Source organism: Priestia sp. MDV22-iso46, from assembly GCF_058629175.1.
Genome location: NZ_JBZVWT010000013.1, coordinates 22,923 through 35,008, shown reverse-complemented (window position 1 = coordinate 35,008; position 12,086 = coordinate 22,923). Strand labels below are relative to the sequence as shown.

Annotated in this window: 14 protein-coding genes and 1 pseudogene; 9 read left to right on the top strand and 6 right to left on the bottom strand. The window is 32.7% G+C overall.

The window, feature by feature from the left end; genetic code table 11:
- Positions 1-132 precede the first annotated feature (132 nt).
- From AC4NPH_RS28040 to AC4NPH_RS28020, 5 genes are all read left to right on the top strand, one after another.
- A complete protein-coding gene (locus AC4NPH_RS28040) occupies positions 133-606 on the top strand; it encodes a nuclear transport factor 2 family protein (RefSeq protein ID WP_491939310.1) in 474 nt (157 codons plus the stop codon).
- Between the two features lie 38 nt (positions 607-644).
- Positions 645-1,499, top strand: coding sequence for an ergot alkaloid biosynthesis protein (locus tag AC4NPH_RS28035; RefSeq protein ID WP_335482641.1), 855 nt, complete (start codon positions 645-647; stop codon positions 1,497-1,499).
- Between the two features lie 487 nt (positions 1,500-1,986).
- On the top strand, positions 1,987-2,514 hold the full coding sequence (locus AC4NPH_RS28030; protein ID WP_098278516.1) for an RNA polymerase sigma factor: 528 nt from the start codon (positions 1,987-1,989) through the stop codon (positions 2,512-2,514).
- Positions 2,498-3,583 carry a DUF4030 domain-containing protein gene (locus tag AC4NPH_RS28025; protein WP_335482638.1) on the top strand — a complete coding sequence of 362 codons (1,086 nt, stop codon included), beginning with the start codon at positions 2,498-2,500 and terminating at the stop codon, positions 3,581-3,583. The genes AC4NPH_RS28030 and AC4NPH_RS28025 overlap by 17 nt, the downstream gene beginning before the upstream one ends.
- Positions 3,584-3,750: 167 nt before the next feature.
- Positions 3,751-3,912, top strand: a complete 162-nt coding sequence (locus tag AC4NPH_RS28020; RefSeq protein ID WP_170959632.1) for a hypothetical protein — start codon at positions 3,751-3,753, stop codon at positions 3,910-3,912.
- Between the two features lie 65 nt (positions 3,913-3,977).
- Here the strand turns inward: AC4NPH_RS28020 and AC4NPH_RS28015 are convergent, their stop codons facing one another.
- On the bottom strand, positions 3,978-4,292 hold the full coding sequence (locus AC4NPH_RS28015) for a hypothetical protein (RefSeq protein WP_098197671.1): 315 nt from the start codon (positions 4,290-4,292) through the stop codon (positions 3,978-3,980).
- A gap of 250 nt (positions 4,293-4,542) precedes the next feature.
- On the opposite strand from AC4NPH_RS28015, the gene AC4NPH_RS28010 reads away from it, so the two are divergent.
- The 3 genes from AC4NPH_RS28010 (at position 4,543) to AC4NPH_RS28000 (ending at position 5,951) form a co-directional block, all read left to right on the top strand.
- Positions 4,543-5,127, top strand: a complete 585-nt coding sequence (locus tag AC4NPH_RS28010; RefSeq protein WP_098197672.1) for a TetR/AcrR family transcriptional regulator — start codon at positions 4,543-4,545, stop codon at positions 5,125-5,127.
- A 156-nt stretch (positions 5,128-5,283) separates the two neighbouring features.
- Positions 5,284-5,634 (top strand): DMT family transporter, encoded by a 351-nt coding sequence (locus AC4NPH_RS28005; RefSeq protein ID WP_098197673.1) that lies wholly within the window; start codon positions 5,284-5,286, stop codon positions 5,632-5,634.
- A gap of 2 nt (positions 5,635-5,636) precedes the next feature.
- Positions 5,637-5,951, top strand: coding sequence for a DMT family transporter (locus AC4NPH_RS28000; RefSeq protein ID WP_098197674.1), 315 nt, complete (start codon positions 5,637-5,639; stop codon positions 5,949-5,951).
- A gap of 91 nt (positions 5,952-6,042) precedes the next feature.
- Here the strand turns inward: AC4NPH_RS28000 and AC4NPH_RS27995 are convergent.
- Both AC4NPH_RS27995 and AC4NPH_RS27990 read right to left on the bottom strand, forming a co-directional pair.
- A pseudogene (locus AC4NPH_RS27995) lies at positions 6,043-6,380 on the bottom strand (DDE-type integrase/transposase/recombinase); the annotation flags it as partial.
- A 184-nt stretch (positions 6,381-6,564) separates the two neighbouring features.
- On the bottom strand, positions 6,565-6,762 hold the full coding sequence (locus AC4NPH_RS27990) for an IDEAL domain-containing protein (RefSeq protein WP_491939309.1): 198 nt from the start codon (positions 6,760-6,762) through the stop codon (positions 6,565-6,567).
- 931 nt (positions 6,763-7,693) lie between these two features.
- Here AC4NPH_RS27990 and psiE point away from each other — a divergent pair.
- Positions 7,694-8,113 (top strand): phosphate-starvation-inducible protein PsiE, encoded by a 420-nt coding sequence (gene psiE, locus AC4NPH_RS27985; RefSeq protein ID WP_057274199.1) that lies wholly within the window; start codon positions 7,694-7,696, stop codon positions 8,111-8,113.
- An 822-nt stretch (positions 8,114-8,935) separates the two neighbouring features.
- Here psiE and AC4NPH_RS27980 read toward each other — a convergent pair.
- From AC4NPH_RS27980 to AC4NPH_RS27970, 3 genes are all read right to left on the bottom strand, one after another.
- A complete protein-coding gene (locus AC4NPH_RS27980) occupies positions 8,936-9,496 on the bottom strand; it encodes a maltose acetyltransferase domain-containing protein (protein ID WP_097812897.1) in 561 nt (186 codons plus the stop codon).
- 76 nt (positions 9,497-9,572) lie between these two features.
- The gene (locus AC4NPH_RS27975) at positions 9,573-10,562 is read right to left on the bottom strand and encodes a carbohydrate kinase family protein (RefSeq protein ID WP_097812896.1); all 990 of its coding nucleotides are present in this window, start codon (positions 10,560-10,562) and stop codon (positions 9,573-9,575) included.
- Between the two features lie 53 nt (positions 10,563-10,615).
- On the bottom strand, positions 10,616-12,076 hold the full coding sequence (locus tag AC4NPH_RS27970; RefSeq protein ID WP_176543552.1) for a glycoside hydrolase family 32 protein: 1,461 nt from the start codon (positions 12,074-12,076) through the stop codon (positions 10,616-10,618).
- Positions 12,077-12,086: the final 10 nt, after the last annotated feature.

The window sequence follows — 12,086 nt, the reverse complement described above, 5'->3', positions numbered from 1 at the left end:
TTATAGGCAAGGAAATGATGGAACTTTGCCTATAAAAGAATATTTTTTTATACTTTTCGGACTGTTCAGTCCGGAAAAAACAGCAAATGTAGTACAAACATTTCAAATAAAATAATAAACGAGGTGTCTACTATGACTAATAATTCAAATGTAACTAGTACCAATAAGAGAGATGCTGAACAAATTCTTGAGCAGTTTTTAACATTTATGTTGGAAAAAGATATGGATAAATGGATTTCCCTATGGGATGAACATGCTGTCTTTGAATTTCCTTTTGCCCTTCCAAACTTTCCACAGAAAATAGAGGGTAAAGCAAATATCTATGAGTATATAAAAGATTTCCCTGAAAAAATTAATTTATTTAGGTTTACTACCCCTCAAATTCATCACATTTTAAACTCAAATATCTTAGTTGCTGAGTTTAAATGTGAAGGCCAGGTTGTTCATACTGGATTGCCTTATAAGCAAACTTATATTAGCGTAATTGAAATAAATAACGGAAAAATTAGTCACTACAAAGATTATTGGAATCCCTTAGTAGCAATAGAATCTTTCGGAGGAAATATGACCGATTTTCTGAACAAGGCACATACTCTTAACCAGTAAAAAAATATTTGTATCATAAGAAAAAAGGAGAGATTTACATGAACATACAAAACCAAATACTAATAACAGGTGGAACAGGTACAACTGGAAGTCGTATTGCAAAAAAACTAATAGAACGTGGTTATAAACCTCGGATAGCAAGTCGCAAGAATACTTTGGGAACTGAAGTAGACCACGTGTATTTTGATTGGTATGATGAGGCAACACATAACCTTGCACTAGAAAATATAAAGAAATTGTACCTTGTATCACCTGTAGGTGTAATGGATCCATCTCCTATCGTCTTACCGTTTATAGAACTAGCCTTAAAAAAGGGTGTAAAACGGATTGTTTTGTTAAGCTCTTCGTTGATTAATGAAGGAGGTCCTGTATTTGGAAAGATCCATCAAGCTGTAAGAGAAAGAGCTCCGGAGTGGGCTGTGTTACAACCATCCTACTTTATGCAAAATTTTATTGGTATTCAACACGGCTATACTATTAAAGAAAATAAAGAAATTGTTACAGCTACAGAAGATGGAAAAGTAGGTTTTGTAGATGCAGATGATATTGCTGAAGTTGGAGTACATGCACTGATTGACGAGATTCCTCACAATACTAATCATCTTATTACAGGTCCAGAGGCATTAAGTTATACTGAAGCAGCAAGCATTATTGGTTCTGTAATAAGAGAATCGATCCATCATGTTCCTATTTCCACTTCTACTTTAAAAGATAGAATGGTCGAAGTTGGAATGTCTAAAGAATATGCTGAATTTATGGTAGGGTTAGATAAAGTAATTCAAAAAGGTGCCGAGAATCGTACTGCTGACACTGTAGAGCGTATAACCGGTAGAAAGCCGCGTTCATTAATTGAATTTGCGACTATAAACGCTCATTTCTGGAAGCAGAGATAATGATTAAATGAATAAAGTTTAGTTTTTTAGACTGAATAGTCTTTCACGTATATATCGGACTATTCAGTCTAAAAAGGAATTTATAAATGAAGATAAAACAACTAGAAAGACATTGAACACTAAGCTGTCTCTTTTTGTTGGTTGATAACATAAACTACCGATAACACGTTTTGTGTTAACTAGAAGTGAACATATATGTTCAGCTTTGGGGAACTTAATGTTCAACAGAATGAACATCATGTTTTTTCTAAAGGTTGCGCCAGCTATGCAACCTTTCCATAGCAAGTTTGCAACATCCTATTGCATGAGTGAAAGCTTTAAAAAATTATACTTCTATTTTCATTTTACAGAACAGAAAAAAATATGAAGATCTTTATTAAAAACTCTCAAATAAGAGAGTTTTTTTATTTTTTGTATAAAAAACACAACTTTTTTTGAAAAACTCTCGTCTAAGTAACGAATATTGGTTAAAAGGATGGTCAGGATATTGGAAAAGACAAAAAAAGAAGAAATCGAGCGTTGGTATGATGACCATAGCGACGCCATATTAAAATTTATTTTAATGCTGGTGAAAGATTATCAGCAAGCTGAAGATTTGACGCATGAAACATTCGTGAAAGCTTACCTTTCTTATGATTCCTTTCAGCAAAACTCTAGTGAAAAGACGTGGTTGTTCCGTATTGCGCATAATGTCACCATTGATTATTTTAGAAAACAAAAACCTTTAAGTCTTTTGAAAGATTTTGTTCTTTCAAAAACAGACCATACTCGTTTACCTCAAGAGATGATTGAGCTTAAAGAAACTTCTCTAGAGCTGTATCAAGCTTTGGAAAAGCTTAAAGACACACACAGAAAGGTTATTTTACTACGAAAAGTACAAGGGTTTTCTGTTAAAGATACAGCTACTATTCTAGGATGGTCTGAAAGCAAAGTAAAGTCTACACAGTTTAGGGCAATTCCTGCTTTGAGAAAGCAGTTAGTAAAGGACGGATATATATATGAAGAAACGGTTTAATTCTTTTATGGATGATAGTTCACTAGAAAAATTAAATGAAGAATTGGTCTGGAAATCAAACCGAAAACAAAAACATAAGCAGCGACTTTTAGAAGCCATTGACCAATTAGAACGATCAGAATCAGCAAAACCCGAAAAGTATATATTTCCCATAAAGCAAAATCGCCCTCTAAGAAATGTTATCTATTGTGGTATTGCACTTATTATTTTGAGTGGAGCATTCGTTAGTTCAGCATTTGTTTCTCCTGCAATGGCCCAAGTGGCTGCTAAGATCCCTTATTTAGGACAGCTGTTTAAGCAAGAACCCGTATCAGATGTATTGTATAAAGAGCTTGAGAAAAAAGGATATAAAATTGATTCTTTAGGTCAAACTTATGATGGAGGAAAGAAACAGATTGAGATATCTGTAACAGGATCAGAAAAATACTTTAAGAGCGTAAAAGGTGATATCCACAAAATTGTAAAAAATAGGTTAGAGGCACGTCAGTATGATAGTTATAAAGTCAAGATTACAAGATATGACCCTTCTCAATACGAGTATGAACCTGATCCTCGTCAAGAAAAATACGACAAAATTGACCAAGAGATAGATAATGAATTGAAAAAACATAATTACCATGTGTTATCTGCCACTATTGGAGGATTTGATCAAGATGTAAAAGTGGAACTAAAGGTACCTGATACTGAAAACCATATTGAAGAGATGAAACAAATAATTAACGATGTTCTCGCTAAAAATAAGGAAGAAAAAACGCCTATAAAAGTATATAAAATAAACCTCAAGAAACGCGAACAAGAGGGGCGATGGGGAAATATTATTAATGACGTTGGTGAAGATTTAGTAGGAAAAGAGAAATATCACGTGGAAACGGTCGGATATTCTGTTCACCCTGAACCACAAGTATTCATCTACACTTCATTAAGTCACTCTGAAAAAAATAAACAGTTTGCGAATGAACTTGAGGAAACTATTAATAAATTCCTTCAAACACAAGACATGAAGGCCAACATAAAAGGTGATTCTTATAAAATCATTATTTACGATAACGGAGAGAAAAAACTAAATTAAATACGCATTTTAATAAGCTAAGAAATAAAGCAATTTTATTCCTTAGCTTATTTATTTTTCTACCGATAACGGTGATTATGTTAACTGACTTTGTATATCGTATTCATTACCTTTTCTATCTTTCTAATGTGCCAAAATGTAATTATAAGGAAAAAAGGGATGGAAAAATGGAATTTATTATGACTTTATTTGTTTTTCTTTTTTTGCTTGCAATTAGTGCAACTTTAAATATACTTTTGAAAACAACAGATAAAAAGGATTGGATTATCTCTTTGCTATTAAGCATTGTTTTATCGATTACAATAGTTGCAGTTTTGGGGGCAACATAAAGATAAGAAGCCGTAGGAACTGCTTGTTCTGACGGCTTTTTGTTTGATGGTTATGTATATTAGATTTAACTAACTTCTACTTCCATGTAACGGATGCCCAAAAAGGTGTAATATGTAACACGGTAATTTTTAATTGATTTTTGTGTCACACTGTTCCACTCGTGTCCATTCGGTTTTGCTTGGTAACTTTGTACCATTAATTTATCCAGTGGTTTAAGTGACCATTTCCGGAAATGGTCTTCAAGTTGTTCTACTTTCTTTTTCTCTTCTGGCGAACTTAAAGAGTCTGCTTGATTACTTGTTATTCTTGGTATACCAATTGCTAGAATAATAATAATAATACCAATGAAGATGCCCAAATTCCACAAGCTTTTTTTCATATTGGATATTTCTCCCTTTTTGCTTTATTATATTATATCTGTTGATATACCACTAATATATTATGTCAATTGAATGAGGAACGGTTCTTTAATTCGTTATTTTTCTCTTACCAGAGAACCAACGTTATGCGTAGAAGTACAAGAGAAATTGGCGGTGAAATTGAATACATTGTATTTTATTTTGACATAATATTAGTACTGGTATAAAATGAATGACAGTCATTCATTTTAAGAAGAGGAGGTTAACGGTATGGTAAGCACTTCTGATGGAAAATACAATAAAATTTTGAGAGCCGCCATTGAGGTTATTTCTGAAAAAGGACTTCATAAAACTTCCATTTCAGATATCGTAAAAAAAGTAGGAATTGCACAAGGCACTTTTTATTTGTATTTCTCATCAAAAAAGGCTTTAATACCAGCTATTGCAGATAATCTTCTCACAACTACGTTAGAAGGAATTAAGGAAAATACTCAAGGGAAAGAAAACTTTTGGGCCGTCTTAGAAGTTGTGATTGATAAAACCTTTAACATAACCAGTTTGTACAAAGATATTATTGTCCTTTGTTATTCTGGTCTTGCTATAGATTATTCAATGGAAAAATGGGAGTCGATATATCAGCCTTATTATCATTGGTTTGAGGAGATATTAAATAAAGGTATTAAAAATGATGAAATAGTCAGTGACATTAATGTAAAATGGACGGCTAAACTCATTATAAATCTTATTGAAAATGCTGCTGAACGATTTTATATAGGTCTTGAGCAAGATGATACTCTGGAAGTATTTAAGTTTGAGATATTTAACTTCTTAAAAAGATCGTTATTAAGAACCTGAAGAAGTTATTGGATATTTTTCAATAACTTTTTGTTCACTCTTAAAATGACTGACATTCATTCAATTCTTAGGGGTGTGTAAAAGCGAAATTGTTAAAAATATGAATTCCTTATTAGCAGATTATAAACGTTAAATTAGTATACGAGGAGAGGTCTTATGAAAAATAAAGCTTGGCTATATGTAATATTAACTTGTCTTTTTGAACTCATTTGGGTGTTCGGTTTTAATACTGCCCAAACTTGGTGGCATTGGGTGTTGATTTTAGGTGTTATTCTTATCGACTTTTACTTCCTTTCTAAAGCATGTGAAAGTCTCCCAACAGGTACGGTGTATGCTATTTTTGCAGGAGCAGGAACAGTGGGAACGTTCTTTATGGATGTCTTGCTTTTTGATGTAAGTTTTAGTCTTGCAAAATTCTCCTTGATATTAGTTATAGTGGCAGGCGTTATCGGCCTGAAGTTAGCTGATAACAAAGAAGAGGAAAAAGTAACGAAAGGAGTTGCTTAAAGATGGGTTGGGTATTTGTCTTCTTGGCAGCAATTAGTGAAATCATTGGTGTAATGGGTCTTAAAAAGTATAGTCAGAACAAAACATTATTGAATGTAGTTATTTATTTAGGAGGATTTGGCGTCTCTTTCTTTTTCTTATATACATCTTTTCAATTTTTACAAGTAAGTATAGCTTACGCAGTTTGGATTGGAATAGGAACAGCCGGTGCTGTATTGTTAAATATGTTCTTATTTGGAGAATCAAAAAGCACGGCACGTTTTGTAAGTGTTGCTCTTATTGTTTTTGGAGTGACTGGATTACAGCTACTCTCTTAACATCATAATTGACCTGATACCAACGTAGCGCTTCTGGTGCAAATACTTGAAGAAAATACAAAAAACAAAAGACTTCTAGTGACCTCTGGTCTTAAGCAACTATTCCAAACAGTTGATGGATGAATTCTTTTTGATTTTGGACAGAGTTCTCTCTGTGAAGAGTCTACCCTTTTTTGATCATGTGCATAGCCTCTATCCCCGCAATAATTTGTTTGGCAGTCCGTAAGGACTTTAATCCAAGCCTCGGGCGAATTCGCTTTTTGATAAAGCGATGATCCTGCTCCACGATATTGTTGAGATATTTAACTTGCCTTCAGGCATCTGTTTTTCTTCTTTTAACTCTTGAATAGCAATGGGATAAGCTGGGTTCTTGTCTACTGTTATCACACGAAGCTTAGAAACGTGCGAAGCAGCCAAGGTTTTCTTGAAGTTTTTGCACCAGAACCCTAAAAATACAAAAAAGGCATTCAAATTTACAACTGTTTTTCTTTTAATAAATCTTAGTTAAATATTTAAAAATGATTATGTAATGTAATTCTTTATATAAAAAACCTTTACTTAACACGTAAAGGTTTTTTTATAAGTTTCTTCTATTATAATAATATCTCCTTTATCAAGGTATAGATTTAAGTTTCTCTGTTAAACGTAAAAAAGCTTCTTTATCCTTCTGCTTTAAAGACTGATCAATTTTCTCGAGAATCTTATTTCTTTTGAAGTCATTCATCGTTTGATCTAAAAACAGTTCAGCTAACATTTCATCGCGTAAATTTGGATCAACTCGATTCATTTTATTAAGTACATTACTTTCCATAAAACGTCAACCCCTTTATCATTTCTCTTTTGCAAACAGTATTCCCTTTTGCACTCTTTTTATGCAAGGTTGATAGATGAAGTGAGACATAGAATAATATGTAATATGCGTGATTACGCTCCTATATTCTTTTTAGATATTTTTCATATGTCTTCAATTAGATGAAAAAAATAAAAATTAGATCTTGAAGATTAATGTTTTATTAATTACACTTATTGACAACAAATAGAGAATTTAACCTCTTATCATATACCACTATATTTTCTTTTCATCCTTAAAGTAATTTTTATATTTATAATAATTAAGAATAAAATTTATAAATATTTAGCTTTTATACATCTTTAATAATGTATTTATTATTAAAGATTAAAAATAAAAGTACTTTATATAAAGGAATAAATATATAAATTAACTTATAAAAATCACGGTTTTACCTTTTACTCTACCTGACGACAAATATGGGCTTTTTCTACAACACAGGTAATAGATAAAGTATTTATAACAAAAGTATTTTATTGTTTACTTAACATTATAGAGCTTCCATATATTTTTCTTTTGATAATCTATATACTTATTCCAGCATTCTCTTTGGCTAATATAATTCTCAAATATACTATTTCTGACTATAATATACCATTACATCCATCTATAGTCTGTTTTGCAATGTACTTTGTGTCAAAAAGGAAATGTGACCAATTCATCACTTGTAAATTCGCAACTGGATATTTCTTTCTTTTTTACTTGTCTACATGATTCAGTTACATAATATGACTTACCCGACTTAACCAAGTTTGTATATTATATACGTCTTCATTTATTGCAATATATAAATTAAAATAAACATTCCAACAAACAAGTTGTAACGGCTAACGCTAAATCTAAAACGAAGATATAATAAAGTAAAGAGTCTATGTATGTAGGAGGAATATTGATGATACACCAAAACAAAAGGCCGAACTTTAAGGTTTCACACGTTCTCCGGCTTATCTTAAATACAGCATTGATTTTACTAGCTGTTACTTTATCCGTTTTGCTTGGTAAGGAAATTTTCCATTTTATTCATTTCTCTATTTTTAATCGAGGAATTGAGACTCACTACAAAATTCTTGAAAGTATCTTAGTTTTCTTTTTGTACTTTGAATTCATTGCAATGATCGTAAAATATTTTCAGGAGAATTATCACTTTCCTCTACGCTACTTTCTTTATATTGGTATTACTGCATTGATACGTCTGGTTATTGTAGAGCATGATAACCCAGTTAATACACTTTTGCACACTTGCGCTATTCTTGTGTTAACTATCAGTTACGCCATTATAAAGTTTTCGTCGAAACAAAAGGAGAAACTATAATTACGCTTTGTTAAAAACAGGATATCTTTTCGTTATGCATTTTTGTCCAGAATACCATTACGAAGACTTCCAAGGAGACAGCCTCGAAAATTTCAAGGGGGTCTGTCTATACGCTATACATTCATATACATAAATTACTTCCGAAAAATCACATTATGTAAATAAAATGCAGCTTATAAGAAAAAAGCTCACCTTTTTAGGTAAGCTTGGAAAGGGGAATATCTATGAAAAAATGCTTTACAGCATGATGAACAATTAATTTATCATTTTATAGTGAAAAAAAGATGAAAATTAACCACACTAAACTAAAAGGACATATCATAAGATATACCCTTCTAAGTTTTATACTCTGTATTTATTTAAAAATGCATAATCATGGTTTGATTTATACTTGGACCAATAAAACTAGCTTTACCAGCATGATCTCTTGTCATCATGACCTTTCACTTGAAAATTAAATATTTAGCCCTCTTTTTATCCATACTACTTTTGTTTGTTTCTTTAAAAGAGGGATTTTATTTCTAAATTTTCTTTTAAGTACCTCTACACTTGAACTGTACAATATTTTATCTTTTAAATGATTATTTTTATCTCGCTTTTTTAGCGTATATGCTGGATTAAACGATCATGTCATCTTATAAAGCATCTTATCCTGTTTCTCTATAATTGCTTGATAAGTCCCTAAATAATGACCCAAATGATTATAATCTCTAATTTTCCCCATCCATATATCCAATTTAATCACCAATTAACTAATAAGGTAAAAATTCAAATTTCATTTAGAGTACTGTTACTAAAATTTAGTGAAATATTCTTATATCCTTAATTTTCAATTTTTTTAATGATTTTTGCTGGATTCCCACCCACCACTACATTGTTAGGTACGTCTTTAGTCACTACTGAGCCAGATGCAATAACAACATTGTCTCCTATGGTCACTCCTGGATTTATCACTGCACTTCCACCAATCCATACATTATCTCCAAAAATAATTGGTTTTGCATATTCCTTTCCTGAATTCCGTTCATTTGGGTCAATTGGATGGGTTGCCGTATAGATATGTACACCAGGGCCGAGTAAACAATTATCTCCAAATCTCACTTCACAAATGTCTAGGATGACACAATCAAAGTTTGCAAAAAAGTTTTCGCCAACAAATATGTTGTAGCCATAGTCAACTCTAATATTTGGTTCAACATATACGTTTTCCCCAGTAGAACCGAATAAGCCTTTTAATAATTTAATATGCGTATTACCTTCACTCTCTAAAGTTTCATTATATATTCTAACCTGCCTTCTAGCATGTTCTCGATCCTTTCTTAATTGTGCGTCTGCAGGGTTATACATTTCTCCACCTAACATCTTTTCTTTTTCAGTCCTCATTATTTAAATCCTTTCTTTTAACCCTTACTTGTATTGTGAATTCCAAACTAATTCCCAATTATAAATACATATTTTCTTAAGTTAATCTGCCTCTTTGAGTAGCAATAAAATTCATTATATGTTGTTTTCCAGGTGCTGCGTGGATCGCTCCTTTTACTGAAGCAGTAAGTGCCCCACTTGCATTAGCAAAGGTAAGCAATTGCTGATGGTGTTCACTCACTTCTTGACATAGATTGTCGCTCGATATATCAATTGAAAGCAATTCAGATAAAAAACCACCTATAAATGCATCACCTGCTCCGGTTGTATCTGAGACAGTTACTTTAAACCCTTTATCCTCAAATTGTTCTCCATTTTTCAAATAAATAATGACCCCATCTTTTCCTTTTGTATAAACTACTACTTTTACATTGCCAACAAAAAGAGAGTTAATAGCTTCTCTTTCTTCCTTAATGTTGGTTATAAAAGATAATTCTTCATCCGATACTTTCACGATATCTGCTAAAGGTAAAAACTCTAGAATTGTTTGACGACAGCTTTCTTTATCAGGCCATAAGGGAAGACGAACATTGGGATCAAAACTGACAATCCCCCCTATTTTTTGAAAACTATCTATTACTTTTATATGAGTTTGTTTCATTGGACTTTCGACTAAATCTACAGAGCAAAAATGGAGAAGGTCTCCCTTATCAAACCACTCTACTTTCACCTCGTTTGGTAAGAGTAATAAATCAGCTGAATTCTTTCTGTAAAAACTGAAATCCCTATCTCCCAATTTATCTACAGATACGAATGCCAAACCGGTCTCTCCTTCATTACATCGAATAATGTAGGAAGTATCTACCCCATTTCCTTCAAGAACATCTACTAAATAATCACCGAAGCTATCATTAGCTATTTTCGTTAGCATTACAGAATTTCCTCCGTATTTTGCAATCGCAATTGCAACGTTCATAGGAGCTCCCCCAGCCAAACGTTCAAAACTAGTAACTTCTTTTAAAGACTTTTCTTTTTGAACAGGAATAAAATCAATTAATGTTTCACCAATACAAAAAACTCTTTTCAACATCTCCACCCCAAAACAATGAACAAGTGTTTGTACACTTGTTCATTCATAATTTATTTCCAGATATCTTTTAACTTCCAATATGTTAATTCCTTAATGCTTACATCTTCAACGTCTGCAAACACTTCAATGCCTAATCTATCTTCAGTTGGATAAATACGACTTGTCATAGTTGCTTGTCCTTCATTTGCAAATACTTCAATAGAGGATCGATCAAGGAATATGCGTAAGGAAAGCTCTTGATTTGCCCTAAGAATGGTATTTCTCACACCGTCTTCAACTTTACCAGACTTAGAACAATCGAGTTTTAGTGTTTGTTTGTCCAAGTGATACGTTAATACAGTCTCTTCCTGGTTAATTCCACGAATTCTTATTCCAACCGACTGAGCGTTACAATTGGTTAAGTCAAACACAGCTTTTATTTCAAGTAAATCTTCGTTTGTTTCTATTAAATAACTATTAGAAGTTACATTGGGAAGTGTATTATGTTCAATCTCACGCAATAAGTTTAATTCTTCCACAGGATTCATTAGAACTTTATCATTCTCTCCTAAAGTCACTTCACGTGGTAATGTAAGTGCTCCACACCATCCATCTTCTTTTGTTGGCATATCTGACTCCCACATATCCATCCAACCGATAGCAATTCGACGTCCTTTTTCATCTAATAACGTTTGAACTGCATAAAAATCATGTCCATTATCTAACTCATTAAATGAGCCGTGTGTAAACTCGTTTGTTTCGTAATTGTAATCTCCAATTAAATAGCCCGTTTGGAATAAGTTGTTGTATAAATCCCCCTCTTTTTTAATACCTTGTGGAGAAATCATGAGAACGTGTTTTCCATCTAATTCAAAGAAATCTGGACATTCCCACATGAATCCAAGGTTTTCGTTTCCTTGTGCCAATACACCAATATATGACCACGTACGTAAATCTGGAGAACGGTATAAAATTACTCTGCCCACATTCTCCTTGGTCGAATTTCCTACTACCATATACCAACTATCTTTGTATTTCCATACTTTAGGGTCACGGAAATGATGACTACTATCCGTAGGTGGCTCAGGAATTACTGGATTTTCTGCCATCTTATGAAATGTTAAGCCATCGGTACTAACAGCAAGATTTTGATTTTGATAAAATAGATCTTTTTCTTTGTCCATATAGTGATGACCTGTATAGATTAACGTTAATTCACCATCATTATCTACAGCGCTTCCCGAGAAACACCCGTCAGTATCACAAGCATCACCAGGAGCTAAAGCGATAGGCAAGTGTTCCCAATGCACAAGATCTTTACTCTTTACATGTCCCCAGTGCATTGGCCCCCAGTTTTCATCGTAAGGATGATGTTGATAAAATACATGATACTCTCCTTTATACTGTACTAAACCATTTGGATCATTAATCCAGTTGGCAGGTGCCATAATATGATAACCTAACCGATAACGGTTATTTACTCCTTCTTTTGCAGTATCCAATGCTTCTTGCGCTTGTTGAAGTTTATTTATTGTGAACATT